The organism is Bradyrhizobium murdochi (genome assembly GCF_000472965.1).
In the GTDB taxonomy this organism is placed as follows: Bacteria; Pseudomonadota; Alphaproteobacteria; order Rhizobiales; family Xanthobacteraceae; genus Bradyrhizobium; species Bradyrhizobium murdochi.
The window spans coordinates 74,433-95,652 of record NZ_AXAU01000009.1; the positions used below are offsets into that span (position 1 = coordinate 74,433).

The 21,220-nt window shown below is 62.2% G+C and carries 25 protein-coding genes; 14 read left to right on the forward strand and 11 right to left on the reverse strand.

Translation table 11 applies throughout. The features are described 5' to 3' along the window. The first annotated feature begins 94 nt into the window (after window positions 1-94). The 5 genes from YUO_RS0118360 to YUO_RS0118380 all read left to right on the forward strand — a co-directional run bounded on the left by YUO_RS0118360 (window position 95) and on the right by YUO_RS0118380 (window position 7,953). Entirely contained in the window at window positions 95-1,579 is a 1,485-nt protein-coding gene (locus YUO_RS0118360; protein ID WP_028348609.1) for an NAD(P)/FAD-dependent oxidoreductase, read from the forward strand. A gap of 63 nt (window positions 1,580-1,642) precedes the next feature. After that, the gene (msrB, locus tag YUO_RS0118365) at window positions 1,643-2,143 is read left to right on the forward strand and encodes a peptide-methionine (R)-S-oxide reductase MsrB (protein WP_028348610.1); all 501 of its coding nucleotides are present in this window, start codon (window positions 1,643-1,645) and stop codon (window positions 2,141-2,143) included. A 188-nt stretch (window positions 2,144-2,331) separates the two neighbouring features. Continuing rightward, window positions 2,332-4,143, forward strand: a complete 1,812-nt coding sequence (locus YUO_RS0118370; protein ID WP_028348611.1) for a flagellar hook-basal body complex protein — start codon at window positions 2,332-2,334, stop codon at window positions 4,141-4,143. Between the two features lie 44 nt (window positions 4,144-4,187). Further along, a complete protein-coding gene (flgK, locus tag YUO_RS0118375; protein ID WP_028348612.1) occupies window positions 4,188-6,068 on the forward strand; it encodes a flagellar hook-associated protein FlgK in 1,881 nt (626 codons plus the stop codon). A 7-nt stretch (window positions 6,069-6,075) separates the two neighbouring features. After that, window positions 6,076-7,953 (forward strand): flagellar protein, encoded by a 1,878-nt coding sequence (locus YUO_RS0118380; protein ID WP_028348613.1) that lies wholly within the window; start codon window positions 6,076-6,078, stop codon window positions 7,951-7,953. A gap of 71 nt (window positions 7,954-8,024) precedes the next feature. Here YUO_RS0118380 and flbT read toward each other — a convergent pair whose 3' ends face one another. Next, a complete protein-coding gene (flbT, locus tag YUO_RS0118385) occupies window positions 8,025-8,453 on the reverse strand; it encodes a flagellar biosynthesis repressor FlbT (RefSeq protein ID WP_028348614.1) in 429 nt (142 codons plus the stop codon). A 75-nt stretch (window positions 8,454-8,528) separates the two neighbouring features. Beyond that, complete coding sequence (locus YUO_RS46280; protein WP_156908672.1) at window positions 8,529-8,927, reverse strand: hypothetical protein; 399 nt, start codon at window positions 8,925-8,927, stop codon at window positions 8,529-8,531. A gap of 88 nt (window positions 8,928-9,015) precedes the next feature. Between YUO_RS46280 and flaF the strand changes: the two genes are divergently transcribed. Next, window positions 9,016-9,381: a flagellar biosynthesis regulator FlaF gene (flaF, locus tag YUO_RS0118390; RefSeq protein WP_028348615.1), complete on the forward strand. Its 366-nt coding sequence runs from the start codon at window positions 9,016-9,018 to the stop codon at window positions 9,379-9,381. Between the two features lie 17 nt (window positions 9,382-9,398). Further along, on the forward strand, window positions 9,399-9,764 hold the full coding sequence (locus YUO_RS0118395) for a hypothetical protein (protein ID WP_028348616.1): 366 nt from the start codon (window positions 9,399-9,401) through the stop codon (window positions 9,762-9,764). A 7-nt stretch (window positions 9,765-9,771) separates the two neighbouring features. Here YUO_RS0118395 and YUO_RS0118400 read toward each other — a convergent pair whose 3' ends face one another. The 4 genes from YUO_RS0118400 to YUO_RS0118415 form a co-directional block, all read right to left on the reverse strand. Then, window positions 9,772-10,152 (reverse strand): hypothetical protein, encoded by a 381-nt coding sequence (locus YUO_RS0118400; protein ID WP_028348617.1) that lies wholly within the window; start codon window positions 10,150-10,152, stop codon window positions 9,772-9,774. Between the two features lie 158 nt (window positions 10,153-10,310). Beyond that, entirely contained in the window at window positions 10,311-10,808 is a 498-nt protein-coding gene (locus YUO_RS0118405) for a hypothetical protein (RefSeq protein ID WP_028348618.1), read from the reverse strand. Window positions 10,809-10,827: 19 nt separating this feature from the next. Continuing rightward, window positions 10,828-11,166 (reverse strand): flagellar assembly peptidoglycan hydrolase FlgJ, encoded by a 339-nt coding sequence (flgJ, locus tag YUO_RS0118410; protein WP_035727002.1) that lies wholly within the window; start codon window positions 11,164-11,166, stop codon window positions 10,828-10,830. Beyond that, window positions 11,166-12,296 carry a flagellar basal body P-ring protein FlgI gene (locus YUO_RS0118415; RefSeq protein WP_028348620.1) on the reverse strand — a complete coding sequence of 377 codons (1,131 nt, stop codon included), beginning with the start codon at window positions 12,294-12,296 and terminating at the stop codon, window positions 11,166-11,168. Before YUO_RS0118415 ends, flgJ begins: the two co-directional genes overlap by 1 nt. Before the next feature lie 267 nt (window positions 12,297-12,563). On the opposite strand from YUO_RS0118415, the gene YUO_RS0118420 reads away from it, so the two are divergent. Then, on the forward strand, window positions 12,564-12,977 hold the full coding sequence (locus tag YUO_RS0118420; RefSeq protein ID WP_028348621.1) for a flagellar assembly protein FliX: 414 nt from the start codon (window positions 12,564-12,566) through the stop codon (window positions 12,975-12,977). Between the two features lie 62 nt (window positions 12,978-13,039). On the opposite strand, the gene YUO_RS0118425 is transcribed toward YUO_RS0118420, so the two are convergent. Next, window positions 13,040-13,426, reverse strand: a complete 387-nt coding sequence (locus YUO_RS0118425; RefSeq protein ID WP_028348622.1) for a winged helix-turn-helix transcriptional regulator — start codon at window positions 13,424-13,426, stop codon at window positions 13,040-13,042. A gap of 114 nt (window positions 13,427-13,540) precedes the next feature. Between YUO_RS0118425 and YUO_RS0118430 the strand changes: the two genes are divergently transcribed. The 4 genes from YUO_RS0118430 to YUO_RS0118445 all read left to right on the forward strand — a co-directional run bounded on the left by YUO_RS0118430 (window position 13,541) and on the right by YUO_RS0118445 (window position 16,480). After that, entirely contained in the window at window positions 13,541-14,152 is a 612-nt protein-coding gene (locus YUO_RS0118430) for an NAD(P)-dependent oxidoreductase (RefSeq protein ID WP_028348623.1), read from the forward strand. A gap of 200 nt (window positions 14,153-14,352) precedes the next feature. After that, window positions 14,353-14,718 (forward strand): RNA polymerase-binding protein DksA, encoded by a 366-nt coding sequence (dksA, locus tag YUO_RS0118435; protein WP_141686941.1) that lies wholly within the window; start codon window positions 14,353-14,355, stop codon window positions 14,716-14,718. A 69-nt stretch (window positions 14,719-14,787) separates the two neighbouring features. Further along, the gene (locus YUO_RS0118440) at window positions 14,788-15,573 is read left to right on the forward strand and encodes a 2-keto-4-pentenoate hydratase (protein WP_028348625.1); all 786 of its coding nucleotides are present in this window, start codon (window positions 14,788-14,790) and stop codon (window positions 15,571-15,573) included. Between the two features lie 94 nt (window positions 15,574-15,667). Further along, window positions 15,668-16,480, forward strand: coding sequence for a hypothetical protein (locus YUO_RS0118445; protein ID WP_028348626.1), 813 nt, complete (start codon window positions 15,668-15,670; stop codon window positions 16,478-16,480). A 4-nt stretch (window positions 16,481-16,484) separates the two neighbouring features. Here YUO_RS0118445 and YUO_RS41025 read toward each other — a convergent pair whose 3' ends face one another. Beyond that, complete coding sequence (locus tag YUO_RS41025) at window positions 16,485-16,844, reverse strand: ClpXP protease specificity-enhancing factor SspB (RefSeq protein ID WP_051379500.1); 360 nt, start codon at window positions 16,842-16,844, stop codon at window positions 16,485-16,487. A 576-nt stretch (window positions 16,845-17,420) separates the two neighbouring features. On the opposite strand from YUO_RS41025, the gene YUO_RS46285 reads away from it, so the two are divergent. Further along, window positions 17,421-17,780, forward strand: coding sequence for a hypothetical protein (locus tag YUO_RS46285; protein WP_156908673.1), 360 nt, complete (start codon window positions 17,421-17,423; stop codon window positions 17,778-17,780). Window positions 17,781-17,874: 94 nt separating this feature from the next. Here YUO_RS46285 and YUO_RS0118460 read toward each other — a convergent pair whose 3' ends face one another. Further along, a complete protein-coding gene (locus YUO_RS0118460) occupies window positions 17,875-18,234 on the reverse strand; it encodes a PRC-barrel domain-containing protein (RefSeq protein WP_028348627.1) in 360 nt (119 codons plus the stop codon). 312 nt (window positions 18,235-18,546) lie between these two features. Here YUO_RS0118460 and YUO_RS0118465 point away from each other — a divergent pair, with 312 nt between their 5' ends. Further along, a complete protein-coding gene (locus tag YUO_RS0118465) occupies window positions 18,547-20,142 on the forward strand; it encodes an ATP-binding protein (RefSeq protein WP_028348628.1) in 1,596 nt (531 codons plus the stop codon). A gap of 173 nt (window positions 20,143-20,315) precedes the next feature. Here YUO_RS0118465 and YUO_RS0118470 read toward each other — a convergent pair whose 3' ends face one another. Together YUO_RS0118470 and YUO_RS0118475 are read right to left on the reverse strand one after the other, a co-directional pair. Then, complete coding sequence (locus tag YUO_RS0118470; RefSeq protein WP_028348629.1) at window positions 20,316-20,579, reverse strand: GlsB/YeaQ/YmgE family stress response membrane protein; 264 nt, start codon at window positions 20,577-20,579, stop codon at window positions 20,316-20,318. 51 nt (window positions 20,580-20,630) lie between these two features. Next, a complete protein-coding gene (locus tag YUO_RS0118475; protein WP_028348630.1) occupies window positions 20,631-21,083 on the reverse strand; it encodes a YidB family protein in 453 nt (150 codons plus the stop codon). Window positions 21,084-21,220: the final 137 nt, after the last annotated feature.

Genomic DNA, 21,220 nt, shown 5'->3' on the forward strand with positions numbered 1-21,220 from the left:
TGGCGCGATCTCGATTCGGTCTTAGTCTGGACTAATCTACAAGCTCATGTCTGGGACGAGGTGACAAGCGCTGCAGCCGGCCGTAAGAAACGCCATGCCCGAGACTTTCTCAAGTGCGACCAACAGCCCCGACGACGGCCCTTTTCGCTCGCGTCTTTCGTTCGACCTGGATGTCGACATTTGCGTGGTGGGAGCCGGACTTGCCGGTCTTACGGTAGCGCTGGAGGCCGCGCGCCGCGGCGCCAGCGTCGCCGTACTCGAAGGCCGGCATGTCGGCTGGAATGCGTCCGGCCATCAACTCGGTACGGTCATGCCGGGCTACAGTCTTCCGATCAGCGACCTGATCGAGCGCGTGGGCATCGAAGACGCGCGCGAATTGTGGGCGCTGTCGAAGGAGGGCGCCGATTACGTTCGCGCCGCCGCAACCGAAGAGGCGATGCCAGGAATTGCGCTCACTGAAGGCGCACTGGAGGTCTCCAACGTCGATGCCGGCGAGACGCTGATCAGCCGGCTGCAGACGCTGAGCGAGGATTTCGAGACCGAAGTCGAGGGATGGCAGGTCGATCGCGTTCGCGATCAGCTCGGGACGGCGCACTATTTCCACGGCATCTATTATCCGCGCGCGTTCCAGATCGACGGCCGCAAATACATCCATGGCCTTGCCGCGCAGGCAAGGCGGGCGGGCGCGCGCATTTTCGAAGATACCCCGGTCGTCAGCATTGATCCGTCGGGCATTCGCAAGCGCATCGTGACGCCGTCGGCGCGGCTGCGCGCCTCTTATATCGTGCTGGCCGGCAACGTTCATCTCGGCGCCCCGTTACGCCGCCTGTCGGAGACGCTGCTGCCGGTCTGGCGCTATGCCGCGGTGACAGAGCCGCTCGGCGAACGGCTCGGCGAGGTGATCACCTTCAGGGGCTCGGTGGCCGACAGCGACGGCATCGATCATTTCCGAATCATCGATGGCGACCGGCTGATGTGGGCGAGCCCGGAAACCACCTGGGAGGCGCGGCCGCGCCGCTTTGCCGCCGTCATTCAGCGCCGCATTGCCACCATCTTCCCAAGCCTCGGCAAAGTCCCGATATCAGACGTGTTCGGCGGCGCGGTCGGGGTGACGGTGCACGGCATGCCGCAGATCGGCCAGTTGCGCAAAGGGCTGTGGGTTGCCAGCGGCTTCGGACGGCACGGGCTGAACACTTCGGCGATGGCGGGGCAGATCATCGCGCGCAGCATCCTGTGGGGTGAGGACCGCTGGAAACTGTTCTCGCCATTCGAACTGGTCTGGGCGGGCGGCGCCACCGGCCGCGTAGCCGGCCATTTGATCGGCCTGTGGGGGCGGGGCCATTCCGCGGCGGCGGGCGCGCTGGCCCGTTACCGCGAAGGCGCCCGCGTCCGGGAACGGGTGCGCGAGGCGCGGTTGGCGGAGGCCAACCGGCAGGCCGGAACCAGGCCGCCGCGCCGTCCGCCGGGCGCGCCGCGCCCCGTGCGCCCACAGCCGCCACGGCCGGCAGAGGCCCGCGACGGCAGGATGCCGGACGTTCCCTCGCAGGAAAGTGAGAAGATCCGGGACGGATCGGTGTAACTTCGGTGCTTCCGGGCCGTACTTGATGGCGAACCGTTAGGCCCGCCTCGCACGGAGAATTCCATGTTCGACCGCCGATTCCTGCTCGCATCCGTAGCCGGCCTGCTTGGCCTGGCCGCTTTCCGCTGGCTGCGCACCACGCCGGCGCAGGCCGCCGGGAAATTCGAGGTGGAAAAGACCGACGCCGAATGGCGCGCCCAGCTCACGCCGCAGCAGTATGAAATCCTGCGCAAGCACGGCACCGAGCGGCCGGGCTCGAGCCCGCTCCTGAAGGAAAAGCGCAAGGGCATCTTCGCCTGCGCCGGCTGCGATCAGCCGCTGTTCTCTTCGGACACCAAATATGACAGCGGCACCGGCTGGCCGAGCTTCTGGCAGCCGCTCGACAATGCGCTCGGCAAGACCGAGGACCGCACCTACGGCATTCTACGCACCGAGGTGCATTGCCGCCGCTGCGGCGGCCATCTCGGACATGTCTTCGATGACGGGCCAAAACCGACCGGCTTGCGCTATTGCATCGACGGGTTTGCTCTGGTGTTCCACCCGGCGGGGCCGTCGGCCTCCTGAAGGCCACCACTAGGCAATTGTTGCCCGCCCGGCAAATGTGCCCCGGTCTTTGGACCGGGGCTTTTTTCTTAAAGCATTGATTTGTATTGGTTTTGTTGTTTGGCATAACGCTTGCGACATCTTCTCCCGACGCGGCCTGGGTTTACGTGGACCGGCGAGCCGCCCGGATCGAATTTGGAGAAAATGTCATGGGTATCTTCGGCGCTCTCACCACCGCGGTCGGCGGCCTCCGCGCCAACTCCTACGCATTGGAAAACGTCTCGGGCAACATCGCCAACTCACAGACCACGGCGTTCAAGCGCGTCGACACCTCCTTCCTCGATCTGATTCCGCAGACCTCAGCGACCGCGCAACTCGCGGGCGGCGTGACCACGCAATCCCGCTCCACCAACTCGGTGCAGGGCGACGTGCAGACGGCCTCGGTGGCGACCTTCATGGCGATCAACGGCAACGGCTTTTTTGCGGTGCAAAAGCCTGGCAACTTCACCGACGGCACGCCGGTGTTCGACGGCGTCGACCGCTATACCCGCCGCGGCGACTTCCAGCTCGACAAGAGCGGCTATCTCGTCAACGGCGCCGGCTATTACCTGCAGGGTGTGCCGATCGACCCGACCACCGGCAACCCATCCGGCAGCTCGCCGCAGGTCCTCAGATTCCAGAACGACTTTTTGCCGGCGCAGCAAACCACCAGGATCGACTATCGCGCCAACCTCGCCAGCTATCCGCTGACGACCAAGCATGACGTTTCCGTTCCCGGATCGGAATTGATCGTGCCCGGATCATACAGTGCCGGACATAATCCGCTGGCGCTCGGCACGCCTGCGGCGCCCTATACCGACGCCTCCAGGAGTGGCACCACCCAGAACAACAAAGCGACGCCGTCGGTTGCGAACACGGCCGCGACCATGCTCAGCGGCGCGGCCGGGACGGACTCGATCTCCTCCAACTTCGTCGCGGGCGACACCATCACGGTCAACGGCCAAACCCTCACCTTCATGGCGTCGGGCACCGCCGTCGGCGCCAACCAGATCAACGTCGACGACAGCATCGGAACCCTGCTGAGCAAAATCGACTTCCTCCAGGGAACGTCAGTCGCGTCCACGATCGCCTCCGGCTCGATCACGCTGCATTCCGGCACGGGCGACAATCTCTCGGTCTCGAGTTCAAACACCACAGCTTGGGCCGCGCTCGGCTTTACCGGTACCGTGACGGCGACGCGCGGCGGCGGCGGCGGCGTCGGCACCGGTCAGGTCGTCGGCAACGACAATTCGACGTTCCTCGCCGAGTCGATCGCGGGTGGTGCGGTCACGACCTACGACATCTCGGGCGCGCCGGTAAACCTGCAGTTCCGCTGGGCCAAGGTCGACAGCGCCTCGCTCGGCGCCGGCCATACCGACACCTGGAACCTGTTCTACCAGGTCAATCCCAACGCAACCGGCACTCAGGTCGCGTGGCAAAACGTCAACACCAATTTCACCTTCTCTGCCTCAGGTCAGATGACGCCGGCGATTCCGTCCGTGGAGCTCACCAATGCCGTCGTCAACGGCGTCGCGCTGGGCAGTCCCGTCATCAACTTCGGCACCGGCGGTGTTACCCAATTCGCGGATGCCAATGGCAACGTCCAGGTCAACCAGATCCAGCAGGACGGCTTCCCGGCCGGCCAGTTGCAGTCCGTCGGCGTCGGCACCAACGGCCGCATCGTCGGCAACTATTCCAACGGCCGCAACCTCGACCTCGCCGAAATCTCGGTCGCGACCTTCAACGGCACCAACTTCCTCAAGCGCGTTAACGGCGGCGCATTCGAAGTCACCGACGCATCCGGACAGGCGCTGTTCGGCAAGGCCGGAACCATCGTCGGCTCGTCGCTGGAAGGATCCAACACCGACATCGCCGACGAGTTTACCAAGCTGATCGTCACTCAGCAGGCGTACTCGGCCAACACCAAGGTGATCACGACTTCCAACACGATGGTGCAGGATCTCCTGAACGTGCTGCGATAGTTAGCGGCGCCGTTCGCGACGCGATTTGAGATGGGCAATTAGTCATGGGTTTGAGTCAAGCTCTCTCCACCGCAATGTCCGGCCTGCGCGCGACGCAAGCCGCGATCTCGCTGGTCGGATCGAACGTCGCCAACGCGGAAACGCCCGGTTACGTCAGGAAATCGATCATCCAGTCCGCCGGCGTGACCGGCGATTACGGCTCGAGCGTTCTGCTCCACGGCGTCGACCGGCAGCTCGATCAGTACCTGCAGACCCAACTGCGCACGGAAACCTCCGGCGCAGCCTATGCCGATATCCGCTCGACCTACCTCCAAAATTTGCAGAACGTCTACGGAAATCCGGCTGAAACCGGCACCATCGAGGACGCGTTCAACAAGCTGTTGACCGCCTTTCAGGGGCTGTCCACCAGCCCGGACTCGCAGTCAGCGCGGATCGGCGCCGTCAGCGCCGCGCAGACGATGGCGCAAACGCTCAATGCGGCGACGCAGGGGATCCAGGCTCTGCGCGCCAACGCCGAGATGGGCATCAACGATTCCGTCATTACGGCGAACAACGCGATGGCCCAGATCGCGTTCATCAACAATCAGCTCCAGAACAACGGCAAGACGGACGCGGCGACGGCGTCGCTGCTGGATCAGCGCGATCAATACATCACCCAGTTGTCGAGCCTGATGGACATCAGAACGGTCGTCAACGACCTCAACCAGGTGACCGTATTCACGAATTCCGGCGTGCAACTGGTCGGGACCGAGGCGGCGCAGCTCTCGTTCAATCCCCAGGGCACGGTGACGCCCAACACGCTGTACAATCCCGACCCGACCAAGAACAACGTCGGCACCATCACCATCAACTTCCCGCACGGCGGCAGCTACGACCTGGTTTCGACCAACTCGATTCGTTCGGGCAAGATCGCCGCCTATCTCGAGCTGCGCGACAACACGCTGGTGAAGGCGCAGGCGCAGATCGACCAGTTCGCGGCGTCGATGTCGAGCGCGCTGTCGGACAAGACGACCGCGGGCACTGCCGCTCCCGCGTCCGTGCTGCCGCAGGCCGGCTATGATCTCGATCTCACGGGGTTGCAGTCAGGCAACGTCGTTCACGTCACCTACAAGGACAACACCACCGGCATCACGCACAATCTCTCGATCGTGCGCGTCGATGATCCGAGCGTGCTGCCGCTGAGCAATACCACGACGCTCGATCCGAACGACGAGGTGCTTGGCATCGATTTTTCCGGCGGTATGGCGTCGGTAGTCTCCCAGCTCAACGCCGCGCTAGGGGCGAGCGATCTGCAGTTCTCAAACCCGTCGGGGTCGACCCTGCGCGTGCTGGATGACGGCGCGCCAAACCGTTCGGACGTGCTGGCGGCATCGGTCACCACGACAATGTCGTCGCTCACCAGCGGCAACCCACAGCTTCCGCTGTTCACGGACAATGGCGGCCTCTTTTCCGGGGCGATCACCGCTAACGGATCGCAGCAGACGGGTCTCGCCGGCCGTATCAGCGTCAATCTCGGGCTGCTCGGCGATCCCTCGCGCACCATTGTGTTTTCCACCAGCCCGCTGACGCCTTCGGGCGACACCACGCGATCCGACTTCATTCTCACGCAACTGCAGTCGGGGAATTATCGCTATTCCCCGCAGACCGGTATCGGAACTACCGGCGCTCCGTTCACCGGCACGCTGACAAATTTCGCCAAGCAGTTCATCAGCCAGCAGGGCGAAGCCGCGACCGCCGCCAAGCAACTCGCCGACGGTCAGTCTGTGGTGCTGAACACCCTGCAGAAGAAGGTGACAGATGCCTCCGGCGTCAATATCGACGACGAGATGGCCCACTTGCTTGCGCTGCAGAATGCCTATTCCGCCAATGCGCGCGTGATGTCGTCCATCAAGCAGATGTACGACACTCTGATCCAGGCCATGTGAGGGTATCATGTCGATCGATGGCGTTAACGGCAGGACGTCCTACATCGGGACCTCGATCCTCAATATCCGCAAGCAACTCGATGATCTGACGCAGCAGCTTGCCAGCGGCCGGGTCTCGACGACCTATGCCGGGCAGGGGGCCAATCGCGGTTTCGCGCTCAGCCTGCGCGCGCAGGTCAGCAGCATCGACGCGTTCAAGGACACCGCAACCAACGTCAATACAAGGCTCAACGTCGTTAACCTGGCGCTGCAGGGCCTGGTCGACATCGGAACTTCGGTGAAGAGCGCTGCGAGCACATCGACCATCGTGCTCAACGACAACGGTCAGACCTCCGGCCAGATCACGGCGCAGGCCGCGTTCTCGAATGCCGTGTCGCTGCTCAACAGCCAGTCAGGCGACCGCTATCTGTTTTCCGGCCGCACCACCGACACATCAGCGACGGTGCCGGCCGACGTCATGCTCGACGGCGTGGGTACGCAGGCCGGTCTGAAGCAACTGATCAACGAGCGCCGTCAGGCCGATCAGGGTGTCGGCAACATGGCGCATCTGACGGTTTCCTCGCCGCCACTGACGACGACGGTGACCAGTCTCGCTGAGGATGGCTCGTCGTTCGGGCTGAAGCTGGGCGCCGTCACCTCGTCCTTGACGGGCGCAACCGTGACGCAGCCGGCCGGCGTGCCGCCGGCGATGACGATCGATCTTGGCGCCGTCAATCCGAACGTTGGCGACAAGATCACCTTCAACTTCAATCTGCCCGACGGCACCACCGAGGCGATCACGCTGACCGCGACGACGACGAATCCGCCGCCCACCGGTTCCTTCCTGATCGGCGCCGATACGGTTGCAACCACGGCAAACCTGCAGGCTGCGTTGACTTCCTCGATCCAGACGCTGAGCGACACCGCGCTGGTCGCCGCCTCGGCGATCGAGGCTTCCAACAATTTCTTCAATCCATCGGCGACGGTCGTTGGAAGTGCGGCCAACAACAAGGACACGGTGCCGGCGCCGATTACTGGCGCCACGCTGCTTTCCGGCGCTGCGAATACGGATTCGCTGGCCGTAAACTTTGCAGCGGGCGATACCATTACCGTCAACGGCACGCCGATCACCTTCGTCGCATCGGGCGCGACCGGCAACCAGCTCAATATTACCGACAGCGTTCAGACCTTGCTGGCCAAGATCGATTCGATCACCGGCACCGGTACACCGTCGACCGTCACCGGCGGCGTGATTGCGCTGCATGGTGGTGACGGCGCGAGCCTGACGATTTCCAGTTCGAACGCGGCCGCATTCGCGGCGCTGGGCTTCAGCGCCACGGCGAGCGCAAATCCGGCGCCGCTACGTGTGAACGGTCCGCCGTTTGCCACCGCCACCAATCTGATCGGCGGCACAACCGCCAACACGGTCTCGTGGTACACCGGCGAAGTCGGCACCGATCCGCCGCGCGGCACGGCGATCGCGCGCATCGACCAGTCCATCACGGTGCAATACGGTGCGCGCGCCAACGAGCAGGCGCTGCGCTACGAGTTGCAGAACATCGCGGTGTATGCCGCGGTCACGACTAATGCCGCCAACCCGAATTCGAAGGCGCAGGTGAATGCGCTGCAGCAGCGGATTTCGGCAAACCTGGCGCCGCAGACCGGCCAACAGTCGATTCAGGATATGCAGGCGGAGTTCGCCGGCGCGCAGAACGCCATCAAGGCTTCGACCGACCGCCAGACCCAGCTCAAGGGAATGGCGCAGACCATGCTCGACCAGATCGAGGGCATCAACCAGGATGAAGTGGCGACCAAGATCCTGGCGCTGCAGACCAGTCTGCAAGCCTCGTATCAAACGACATCGATGCTGTACCAGACCACGTTGACCAAGTTCCTGCCGATCTGAAGAAACTTGTTCGCTTCAAAGCAAAAAGGCCTCCCTCGCGGAGGCCTTTGTACTTTAGAGCGATGCGATGGCTACGCGGATTTGCGATCCGGCTCATTGAGCGATTGCATTTTCCGGGCAGTTTCCAGGATCTGCTCTTCATGGCCGATCAATTTCTTTGCTTCCTTCAGCGCGTGGTAAAGATCGCCGTTCAGAGTGTAATTGTTGATACCCTCGATGAAAGGCCATGCGCTCGGCATTGTCGTGAGGATGTCGCGCACCAGGCTGAAATAGGTTGGATGGTGCGCCATCGGATCCGGTGACAGGTACATGAGCTGTACCGCGAGATAGACCAGCTTGGCCGGCGTGTCGGCGGTCTCGGGTGTGAGGATGTCTTTCTCGCGCAGGATCGGAATCCTGTCGCCGTCGATCAACAGCCTGGCGCGCTGATCGGTATTGGTGACCACGCAGGCGCCGATGATGATTCGCTCGTGCGGTTTGAGCTCGACTTTCAAGGCCATGCCTGTTCTCCGTTTGGCGCTTTTGGCGCGTTGTCGATTTGCCCGCCGGCAGATTCGCATCCTTCCCGATGATGGTTAACCAATGGTGAACATGCGAATAGTGCCCATTTGGCGGGGCTTTCTTGCGCCTGGCCAGTAGGAATACGGAGCTGGTTCCAACCCGGCGAATTTCTCCGGCGTCAACTTCAACGCGGCCACTGTCGGTCTCGCCAACTTCATCGACAACCCGGCGACTAAAAATGTTGCTGCAGACGTGGCCAGCGCTTCGACGTTGCTGCGCACGCAGGCGTCAGCCTTGGGGTTCGAACCTGTCGATCGCGCACGAAACTTTTTCGCTCGAGAAAAAATCCCGGCATGAAGAAAAGCACCGAAGGTGAGAATTTGGGCTTCGATGTTAATTCCATCAGAACCTGATGGCCGGCATGCTGACGAAAATGTGGATTTCTGCCGGACTACCGACACAATCGGTAACACTTGCTAACCATATTTAAAGGCGCAACCTGTATGAAAGTTGGGCAGTTTCTGCAGTCCCGCGGTCAACCGCTCCCATCGAGGTTAGTGAATGTCTAATGCAGCCCAAGCCTACGCGCGTACATCGCAAACGACGACGTCCCCCCGTGAAATTGAAGCGCAGGCGCTGCTGAAGGCCGCACGGCAACTCCAGGAAGTCCAGTCCAACTGGAATGGCCCTGATAAAGCCATGCACAATGCGTTGCTGTTCAACCGCCGGCTCTGGTCGATCTTCATGAGCGCCGTCGAAGCGAACGAGAACCCTCAACCGATCGAAGTGCGGCAGAACATCGCGAACATCGGCGTCTTTGTGATGAAGCAGACTGTCGACATGCAATTGAATCCGGATCCGGCCAAGTTGAAGTCGCTGATTGACATCAATTGCAATCTCGCCGCTGGTCTCTCCGGCCGCAGCTAACGACCGAGTGTGCCAAGATGGCTGACCTCTGGAGCATCATATCGGCCAACTACAAGACAGTGGGACTGACCGTTCCGTCCAAGACTCCCTACGTGGCGGTCGATCCCAAGCTCTATGAAGGCACCTGGACCGGGAAATATCCTGACAACAAGACGTTCAAGTTCACGATCTCGAACGTCACCGGCTTTCGCGCCAAGGTGCAGTACCAGAGCGGCGGCACCAATAAATTCCAGGAAGTTCTGATCAAGGATCTTTCGTTCCGGATCGGTGATACCAAGTTTACGCTCACTGCGCTTGGCAAGGCGGAGGTCAAGAACGTCGTCACCGATGCGGCGAGCGGCCAGACCTATCTCGACCAGGCCTACGCCTCACGCTCCGGCTGAAGTCTGCTCACGCCTTGCGGTCGGTTGCGAGAAGCCGCGTCGGGGCGTCCTTGGTCAGGTCGAGCGTGTGGAAATAGGCCCGTCGGCGCAGCACGGCTTCCTCGGGAAACTGCTTCACGACCTGGCTCGTCTTGACGTCGACTACCTGATAGACCACGGCGCGCGCATCGCGGTCGATCACGACCTGGTTCGATACCGCAGGATTTGAAATAGAGACGCGGACCGCGGCGGAATCGGTGCTGGCGTGCGCGCTTGAGTCGACTGCCGAGACGCTCTGGCTCGCCGGCAGTTCGGTTGCGACCGCATGTTGTGCCGCCTCGCTCACGTGCTGAACGATCGGCGCGGCAACCGGTGCCCCCACCGGTTTGATGTTGAAATCTGTACTCATGGCAGCCTCCAGGCTTGCTGCGAGTCAAATCCAACCCCTCATCGATCGCAATATAGCCGGGCACCTCTCAACACGGTGTTAGGGAATACGCTGAATCCCGCTTTGATGCGGGCGCGCAAATTTAGTGAAAATTGTAACGGACCGAAGATCGCGATCGCTTACAGCGAACGGCTGACCGAGAGCGGGGTGATGTTGCGCGGTCCCGGCGCGGCGCGTTGTCCCGAAGCTGTATAGGTATTCGGAATGTTCTTGCGCTGGATCTCGGCGTTGACGCCGCGCACGATGCCCTCCGACACCGCGTGCGCGGTCGCAAGCACGGTGAGATTGATCTGCAGCATCGCGCGGAAGGTGTCGTGATGGCGGCGCAGCGTCGTCAGCAGTTCCGGCGACACTCGCGCCAGATATTTTTGCGCGTTCTTCAGATTCTCGACCGCGACCATGTAGCGGCGTGACAGCTCACCCTTCTGCTCTTCCAGCCGTATCGCCTCGCGCACGTTGCCGGCGCGAACCAGTTCGGTTTCGCGCTCGATGATGCCGAGCAGCCCGCTCATCACGTCCATCAGTTCCTCCGCGAGCTTGCGCGCCTCGGTTGGCGTGGAGATTGCTCTTGCTGGCGCGGGGGCCGGTGCGGGCCTGGCCTGAGGATGCTGATTCATGTCGGGGGTTTCCTTTGGATCAGCCGACGCGGTTGGCTTGCTGGAGGATCAAGGTGCGGAAGACATCGTTGGAGATGCCGATGCCGCCGGACTTAGCGAAGGATTTCGAATACTCGTCCGTTAGCATCGATCGCCAGACGCCGGTGCCCGTCGTGTCACCGAACGGTCCTTCGCCTTTGACGCCGGTGGTCATCTGCGAAAACATCGAGTTGAGGAACATCGCCTCGAACTCCTCGGCCTTGGCGCGTGTCTTTTTCTGCGCTTCCGGTGAAATCTTGGTCAGGGCGTCGGCAAGCAGCGGGTCCTTGCGGCCGTTGATCAGCGAAGTCTTGTCGTAGGAATTGGCGATGCCGTTCATCACATCACCTCGATGTCGGCCTGGATCGCGCCGGCGGCCTTGATCGCCTGCAGGATGCCGATCAGGTCGCGTGGGCCGATGCCGAGACCATTTAGGCCGTCGACGAGTTGCTGCAGCGAGACGCCGTCCTTCACGACCGCGAATTTCTTGCCGTCCTCGGAGACGCTCACGCCAGTGCGCGGCGTGACGACAGTTCGGCCGCGCGACAGCGGATTGGGCTGGCTGACCTGCGGGCTTTCGGAAATTGTTACGGTAAGATTGCCTTGCGCCACTGCTACGGTAGCGACGCGAACGTCCCGCCCCATCACGATGATGCCGGAACGTTCGTCGATGACGATCTTGGCGGCGAGATCGGGATCGACCTGTAGTTGCTCGATCTCGGTGAGAAAAGCGACGACGTTGCCCTTGAATTCGGCCGGGATCGCCAACTGCACCGTGGAGGGATCGATCGGCTCGGCGGTCTTGACGCCGAGGAAGTCGTTGACGGCCGCCGCGATGCGTTTCGCGGTGGTGAAGTCGGCGTTGCGCAGCGCGAGCCGTACATTCGGCAGGCGATTGAGCGCGAATTCGATCTCGCGCTCGATGATGGCGCCGTTGGCGATGCGGCCGACGGTGGGCACGCCGCGCACGATCTTGGCGGCTTCGCCTTCGGCCTGGAAACCGGAGATCGCCAGCGAGCCCTGGGCTACCGCATAGACGTTGCCGTCGGCGCCGAGCAGGGGGGTGACGAGCAGGGTGCCGCCCTGCAAATTCTTGGCGTCGCCGAGCGCGGAGACCGTGACGTCCATCCGCGTGCCCTGGGTGCCGAAGGCCGGCAGATTGCCGGTGACCATGACGGCGGCGACGTTGCCGGTGCGGATGGTGGCGCCGCGGATGTTGACGCCCATGCGCTCCAGCATCGCCTGCAGCGACTGCTTGGTGAAGGGAATGTTGTTCAGCGTGTCGCCGGTGCCGTTGAGGCCGACGACCAGGCCGTAGCCGATCAACTGGTTCTGTCGCACGCCTTCGATATTGGCGAGATCCTTGATCCGCGACGTCGCGCCCGCGGATGAGGGCGTTAGCGCCAGCGCGAGCGCCAACAGCGCGGCGCAGGCCACCCAAATCACTCTTGCCGAACGGATGCCGGGCATCCTGTGCTCCCCTCGAGGTCTTCCACCGGACCGCAGGCGCCACTCCCCATGACGACGGTCCGGCATTAACTATGCGAGCGCCGTGCCACACTCCGTTACCGACGCAATGCATTGATATTGCTGGGTCTTCTTTGGAGGCGCGGCGTCGCGGCGGCTTCACCACGATGGGCGAAACTGCCGCATGTCGGCAGATTTTGCCGGGCCGTTTACGCGTCATTAACCATAAGAAGGCGAAGGTCGCTCCATTCTCAGGGCGAGATCACCACGATGCGCATCTACGGACCGAACGGCACCACGCTTGGATCGCCCGCAAGTCATACGCGGCGAACCAGTTCAACCGGCTTCTCGTTGCCGGAGACGCCGACCACGCCCGAGGAGCCGCGCGCGGCTGTAGCGCCCAAAGCTGCCGGCAACATCGACGCGCTGCTCGCCCTGCAGGGCGTCGAGGATCCGACGGAACGCCGCAAGCGTTCGGTGGCACGGGGCAGGGGCGCGCTCGATGTGCTCGACGAACTCAAGATCGGTTTGCTCTCCGGCAATCTCGATGCTTCTACGGTGAACCGGCTGCGCGACGCCGCCGCCAATCTGAAGTCGTCCTCCGGCGATCCCGGCCTCGATGCGGTGCTGGCCGAGATCGAGCTGCGCGTCGAAGTCGAACTGGCAAAGGCCGGGCGGTTCTAGCCCCTGATGTCGTTGCCCGGCTTGCCGCCTCCGCCAAAGGGGCATGGCGGCGATGGATTGATTCACGCCGCCATATCCTTGCGCGCCGCGTCGTAACGGCGCTGCGCGTTCAGCACCTCCTTCAGGTTCTTCTCTGCCCAGTCCCGCAACGGATCGACCGCGTCGGCGAGCGTCGCGCCGAGCGGTGTGATCGAATACTCCACCGTCACCGGCACGGTCGCGATCGCACGGCGCTTGATCAGCCCGTCGCGTTCGAGCGATTTGAGAACCTGGCTCAGCATCTTCTGCGAGATGCCTTCAATGGTGCGGCGTAACGCATTGAAACGCATCGGCTCGTGCCTGATGAGAAGCAGGATGAGTACGGCCCATTTGTCACCGACGCGATCGAGAATCTGCCGCGTCGGGCATTGAGCCGAATAGGCGTTCGGGGTTTTGGCGCTGGCTCTCACGGCAGTTACTCCGGCGTAATCAGGTGACCCAAAAGTGCTCTCTTAACACTTACATTCATTTCGCTATCTAGTCACCATTGGATACCACATCCACCAATTCGCAGGGAGACCTCCATGAAAATCGCCGTCATCGGCGCGTCCGGCAATGCCGGTTCGCGCATCACCGCCGAACTCGCCCGCCGCGGCCACACCGTGACCGCCATCGCCCGCCATCCCGAAAAGATCGCCGCCCAGGCCAACGTCACGCCCACCGCGGGCGATGCCGCGGACCAGGCGGAACTGGCCCGGCTGCTCGCCGGTCATGATGCCGCGATCAGCTCGATCCACTTTCTCGCCAGCGACCCGGCCAAGCTGATCGGTGCCGCCAAGGATTCGAAGGTCGGCCGCTACCTCGTGGTCGGGGGCGCCGGCAGTCTTGAAGTGGCCCCGGGCGTCCGGCTGGTCACCACCCCGGGTTTTCCCGTGGCATACAAGGCGGAAGCCGAGAAGGGCGCCGCCTTCCTCGATCTGCTGCGGGCCGAGAAGGAACTCAACTGGACCTTCCTGTCGCCCTCGGCCCTATTCACCGCCGGCGAGCGAACTGGCAAGTTCCGTCTCGGGACCGACCAGCTTTTGACCGCTGCCGACGGCAAAAGTTCGATTTCCTTCGAGGATTTCGCAGTTGCACTCGCCGACGAGATCGAGCGTCCCGCCCACATCCGCCAGCGCTTCACGGTCGGCTACTAGACGCCAAGCGGTCCCGATAACTTTGCCTGTGCAAGGCCTTGGGGGAGGTACCCCCAAGGAGACGGCCTATATTGTCTGTCACAACCCGCCGCTATATAAGGCCCGCGCGGACGGACAATTTTCCGCCCCGCCTTGCACGTGAAGATGGGCTGGCCTTGGAAAAGTTGAAGAACTATCGACCCTCCGAAAAAGAGCCTTTCATGAACGACCGCCAGCGCGAGTATTTTCGCGCCAAGCTGCTGGCGTGGAAGGACGAGATCCTGAGGGAATCGAAGATTACTCTGCAAACGCTTCAGGAAGAGAACGTCAATCATCCGGATCTCGCTGATCGCGCCTCTTCCGAAACCGATCGCGCCATCGAACTGCGCGCCCGCGACCGCCAGCGCAAATTGATCTCCAAGATCGACGCGGCGCTGCAACGCATTGAGGACAACACCTACGGCTATTGCGAGGAGACCGGCGAACCGATCTCGCTCAAGCGGCTGGAGGCTCGCCCCATTGCAACACTGTCGGTGGAAGCGCAGGAACGTCACGAGAAGCGCGAGAAGGTTTATCGGGACGAATAGGGCAGGGCCTGGCGGCTGACCGCGAAGGGCGGTCAGCGCAGCAGGCTGCAACCATGAAAGCCGCCGCTGATGGACAAGATTCTCGCGGCCGCACAGAACATCGCTACCGCCCGCCGCAATCGCGCGCCGCTGGCCGCGCTGCCGGTTGAGCTAGCGCCCGCCGATGAAGCCGAAGGCTATCAGATCCAACGCGCCGTCCACGATCTGCTGCTGCCGCAGACCGGCGCGCTGGTCGGCTACAAGATCGGCTGCACCAGCCCAGTGATGCAGGAATATCTCGACATTCCCCATCCTTGCGGCGGTGGCGTGTTCGCCAAGGGAGTGCATGACTCCGGCGCCAAGCTGCGCTTCGGCGATTACGTCCGCGTCGGCGTCGAATGCGAGATCGCAGTGCGGCTGGCACGTAGTCTCGCGCCGTCAGAAGCCCCGTTCACCGCGGAGTGGGTGATGGAGGCAATCGAGGCGTATCACCCCGCAATCGAGATCGTCGACGACCGGTACGTCAAATGGGAGGCGATGGGCGCGCCGACGCTGGTCGCGGACGATTTCTTCGCCGCCGGCTGCGTGCTCGGCAAAGCGGTGGCGCGCACTAAGGCGCCGGACCTGCTCAAGGCCAAGGGCCGTGCCGTTGTCAACGGCAAGGAGGCCGGCCGCGGCACGGGCGCCGACGTGCTCGGCGATCCCCACAACGCGCTGGCCTGGCTTGCCAATCATCTCGCCGAAGAGGGGACGGGGCTGCATGCCGGGCAGATCGTTCTCACCGGCAGCCTTGTGAAAACCGTGTGGCTCGACCAGGGCGATGCCGTGAAGATGGAGTTGGAGGGGCTGGGGACGGTCACCGCGACATTTGCATAGATCTCTCGTGGGCAAAGGCGCGCTTGCGCCGTGCCCACCATTTTGTGTCGGTGGGCACGCTGCTCTTTGCCCATGCTACGTCCGAGTGAGAGTGATGGCTGAGAGCGTTCCGTCGATTCTCGAATCCGAAGCGAGAGGCGAAATCGCAGACATTTTTGCCGACATCCGCAAGGTGCTCGGCGCCAGCGTGGTCAACATGATCTGGCGCAACCTCGCGACCATGCCCGGCGCGCTGCAATGGACGTGGGCGACGGTGCGACCGCTCTATCTCGGCGACGCGCCATTGCATGCTGAAGCCGTCAGGCGAACGATCGCGCTGCCGGACTGGCCTGGCTTCTCCATCGACACCTTGCTCGCCGTCGGCGTGGACGAGACCGAACGCGCGCTGATTCGTGACGTCCTCGACAGCTATCAGTATACCAATGCGCTCGCGCTCGTCGTTCTCTCGGCGTTGCTGGCGCATTATGAGCCGCGCCCGGCCGATGCCGTGACGACCGCCGATAAGGCGCCAACGGCGCCCGGCACCAAAATTCCCGAGCTGCCGCCGATGGAGGCGCTGGACCCCGAGGTGGCGGCGCTGGTCGTCGAACTGAATACGTTCGGCGAGGACACCGAGCCGCAACTGATTGCGAGTATGTACCGGCACCTGGCGTACTGGCCGTCCTATCTGGCGCTGGTGCGAACGATGCTGGCGCCACTGCAGCGGGAAGGGCGGCTGAACGCGCTGACGCTTTCGACTCGCGCGCTTGGGCACGCGCATGGTGCTATTCTCGCAAAGCAACTGAAGCCGCCGGCGCCGCCGGACACGCTGAAGGGCGCGCTTGCTTCCTGCCGCCTATTCGTCGAACACCCGATCGCACGGATGACAGGGCTTTGCGCCCTGATCCGGCGCGCGACGCCGGAGTGAAGCATCAGCCGTCGGAGCACTTCAACTCGGACGTATCCCAGAATGACTTGATTGCATGGAAGGGGACGGTGACCCGTTCCCGAGATCCCCTCAATCGCAGCAGGACATCGAAGCGGTCGTCCTTTACGTTCAACTGCTCGAAGTCGCTCTGCAGGATGATGGTCATATCGTCGGGATATTTCGTCTTGAGGCCGATCGATAGTTTCACGCCGTCGGCGCCGGTGCGAAACGTGAGATTGACAGGCCGCTGCTCCGAGGCGAGGCGGAGCGTCTCAGCAATCTTGGAGCGCGCCGTCGGCTTGCTGCACGGCTCGGCGAATGCAGGCGAGGCCGCAATCAGGATCACGAGAAAGAGAAGCAGCATGGCCCCACAAGAAATGGTCACACCCCACACTTGCGGGGTAGCCAGTACGCCGCGACCTGTCGTTTCCATCACTGCGGTCTCTGGAATACTCGATCGCCTGCTTCTCGGGCGAAGACAAATGGGTGTATGCTCGCGTCCCCGCGGCTTGCCGGGTCATGCTAACGGGTTCCCTCAAAAAAGAAAGAGGGCGCGGGAGCGCCAGATGCCCGCAGCGCCCGCCGTCCGTGTGTATTGGTAGTAAGGATACGGTAATCATCGCAGGTGTGCCGATCACCGGCGCTGCCCTGCGCAATGAGTTTAACGGCTTATATTGTGCTTTCCCCGGCCGTCTCTCCGGCCATGAATCCATCTTGCCATCGTCGCCGGCGAATCAATGGTTAACTAAAAACTTTGCCGGGCTCGAAGAACCTTCGCCGTTCGTCCGCGCGGTTGCTCGCTCAGTTGATGCCGCCCTGCGACAAACTTGCGCACCCGAGCGGCCGCCATGAACAACGGCGCAACGGGCAGCACGACCAACAACTCCAGGCCTTTCATCCAACGACGCCAGCACGCAGGGCGCGGGGACTGCAGGCGGCCATGGACAAGAAGGACGATGCTACTTTCTCCCGGAGGAACCATGAAGAAGTAACGTTCGGGCAGGAACGATTCTTGGCCGGGAAAATTATGCAATTGTGTTTTTGGACACGCGGCAACCCTTCAGGCTCTGGCGCAATCTTCCCCCCGAGAGGCGCCGGGGCCTGCTTTTTGGCCGACCGGTGGCCGACTTCACGCCGGCGCTGTTTGATCGAACTGTTTGGCAGGCCGTTTCGCTGTCACAGGCTGATGACGTACGCGCTCATCGCCAGCAAAACGGCGACGCTGACAGCGATAATGATCAAGAAGAATTTTCCCATTGCTCCGCCTTTCGCAGATCACAACGCAAGGCAGCAGGAATAGTTCTCTGCTGACAGGCGAACGCTGGCTCTGCGTTCGCGCCTGCCAGGCAAAGAAAAAGCCCGCCACTCTGGCGGACCCCAAGGAGCAACCACGATCAGATCGCGATGCCGTAGTAGTCGTTGACGGCGCGGGTCCGAGTCGGATCGCTCCAGTTCCAGGCGCTGTCGTTGCCGTAATGCGGTGCGTTCTTGAGCTGCGCTTCCGTCACGCCGGTGACGTAGCCACCGAGCGAGGTATCGTATTTCAGCGATTGCCAGGGTAGAGGATAGTGGTCGTTGCCGATGCCGAGAAAGCCGCCGAAGGAGAGCACGGCGTAGGACACCCTGCCGCTCTTCTTGTCGATCATGACGCGCTCGATCGAGCCGATCTTGTTGCGATCGGCGCCATAGACTGCAGTTCCCTCGACCTTGTCGCTGCCGATCAGGTTGCCGGTTTCGTTTGCCTTCAGTGTCATGGGATCTCCTCCTGCTATGGATGAACGAAAACGAGGGGCCGGAGGGAGACGTTCCGGAGTTTGGCAGCTACCCATCGACGCATCGAGGAGGGTCGTTCCGCCGATCTGTTAAGCCTCGACGAGTCCTCCGCCTGGTTGTTCCCCGAATACAACATGGGGGTTTGATGACTCTCGAGCGCGCAAAGCAACGTTCGCCGAGGTCAGCGCTACGCTTGTGCGGGTGGCGAAAAACCTGAATAATTTCTGTCGCTCCGACGGACGGATCGGAGGGTTGCGGTTGCATGCTTGCAGCCGCTTGTTGGAGCTATCCACATGTCGACGCTCACCGCGCACGGCGCGTGCTTACTGTGGAAGCCGGAACTGATCTGGCTGAATGTCATTTCCGACGCGGTGCTCGCCGGCGCCTTCTTCGCTACGGCGTTCGTCCTCGCGTTCTTCGTGTGGCGGCGCTACCGCGAGCTTATGTTCCGGGGCATATTCTTGACATTCGCGATCTTCGTCGCGGTCTGCGGAGTGACCCGCCTGCTGTCGATCTACACCATGTGGGTGCCGGCTTATGAAATCGAGGCCCTGACCAAAGCTTTGCTGGCGCTGATCTCGGTCGTGATCGCGGCAGCACTGCTGCTACTGCTGCCGCGCATCCTGGTGCTGCCCACGCGCATCCAGCTTGCGGGTGCCTATGCGGCACTTGAGGAGGAGGTCAGGCAACGCCGCGAAGCTGAGGCCATGGTCAGGCGTTTCGAGGAGAAAGAGGCCACCGAATCCAAGCTCCGGCAAGCGCAGAGGATGGAAGCCATCGGCCAGCTCACCGGTGGCGTCGCGCACGACTTCAACAACATTCTGACTGTGATCACCGGGACCATCGAAATCCTCAGCGATGCGGTCAAGGATCGTCCACATCTTGCTCAGATCACCAATCTGATTAGCGGAGCCGCAGCAAGGGGAGCTGAGCTGACGAAGCATCTGTTGGCCTTCTCCCGTCGACAGCCGCTGCAGCCGCGCAATACCGATGTCAACGCGTTGGTGATCGATGCAGCGAGTCTGCTACGACCGACCCTTGGCGAACACATCGAAATTGAATCGATGCTGGCGCACGATACCGCGCCGGCCCTGATTGATCCCAGTCAGCTCTCGACCGCGATCCTAAACCTCGCCCTAAATGCGCGTGACGCCATGTCTAACGGCGGTAAGCTGACGTTAGAAACCAAGAATGTGGTGCTCGACGAGAACTATGTTCGCCTGAACAGCGAGGCTAGACCGGGCGACTACGTCATGATTGCAGTAAGCGACACCGGGCACGGAATTCCCAGCAGCCTGCTCGAAAAGGTGTTTGAACCATTCTTTACCACCAAGGAGGCCGGGAAGGGATCGGGGCTCGGCCTCAGCATGGTCTATGGCTTCGTTAAACAGTCGAATGGACACATCAAGATCTACAGCGAAGAGGGCCACGGCACGACCGTGAAGCTATACCTGCCGCAGGCCACGGGTGGTGGCCCGGAGACGCCCGCCGGCGAGACTGGCGGGTATGCGGGCGAACACAGCGATGAGTCCATCCTGATTGTCGAGGACGACCCGCTGGTTCGCGAATACGTCGTGGCGCAGATCACCCGTTTCGGGTTCCGCACGCTCGCCGCCGGCAATGCTGCCGAGGCGCTGGCAATCATCGATGGACGCGAACGCATCGACCTGCTGTTCACTGACGTAATGCTCCCCGGGGGGATGAATGGCCGCCAGCTCGCGACCGAGGGGGTCAAAAGGCGCCCAGGGCTCAAAGTTCTTTATACCTCTGGCTATGCGGAGAATGCCCTTGTACATCACGGCCGTCTCGATGCTGGCGTGCTGCTGCTGCCGAAGCCTTACCTCAGCGCCGATCTCGCGCGGATGCTTCTAACCGCTCTGGCATCGTGAGTTCTTCTGGATGAGCAGGCGTTTCCTTGACTTCGACGTACGCGCGGTCTCCGCCCAAAGGAACTCACGGAGACCGCGTTGATCATCGTCTCGTGCCTGAGTTCGCTGGGGGACGACGGATCGCTCCGCTGATCCACACCCAAGCCCGACTATGAAACCATCAGGTCCAGTTCTTAAATCGATCGCCGTTGCCGGCCGGCGAAGAGGCCGTAGACGAAGAGCACAATGATGGCGCCCACTACCGCACCAATCAGGCCCGCGCCTTCTCCGGGCCGATACCATCCGAGCGCCTGGCCGAGATAGGTGGACACGAAAGCGCCGACGATGCCCAGTATGGTGGTGAGAATGAAGCCCGAGGGCTCATTGTCTCCGGGCATAATGAATTTCGCAATCACGCCAGCAATGAAGCCAATGATGATCGTCCAAATTATGCCCATCTCGATGCTCCCTGTTGTTTGCCCCAACGTCACGTCCATTAACTCATGAGCTCATGCTGTGGGCAAACGGCCGTCCGGCGTGTACTTGTCGACGGCTGCCGGAAGCTCGCGAGACAATCTCGCCAGAATCTCTTCCTGCGAAAGTCCGGTCTGCTGTTCGAGTTGTGCCAGAACGTCGGACCCGATCGCTTGCTTCAATTCCGGAGGCGAGACATCCTTGTTCGGGCCTTGGTTGATCCAGGATTCAGCCTTCTCGCCCTGGCCGTTTTGCTTGAAACTTTCGAGCAACTCGCCGATCCCGCCGTTGAGCAGGCCGCCAACCCCGGCGCCGCCCAACATTCCGCTTAAATTGCCCAGCAAGCCGCCCAGCGGCTGTTGTGCCCCGCCTGCGTTCGGCTGGCCCCCGACGCCCTTGAGAAGTTCTGCCAGTTTGTCGCGGTTCTGATATCCCGCAATGGCGAGCAGCCCGAGCAGAGCAGTCATCGATGGCATTCCGCGGCCCATGATTAGCCTCCGTACAGATGGTTGCTGTCAGGAACGCCGGTGGGTAGGTTCGGTTCCAACACGGGAAGACGACGAGGGGCAGGCGGCGCCGGAGCAAGCTCCAAGATGATGCGGCTCCTTGGATCCACAAAACGACC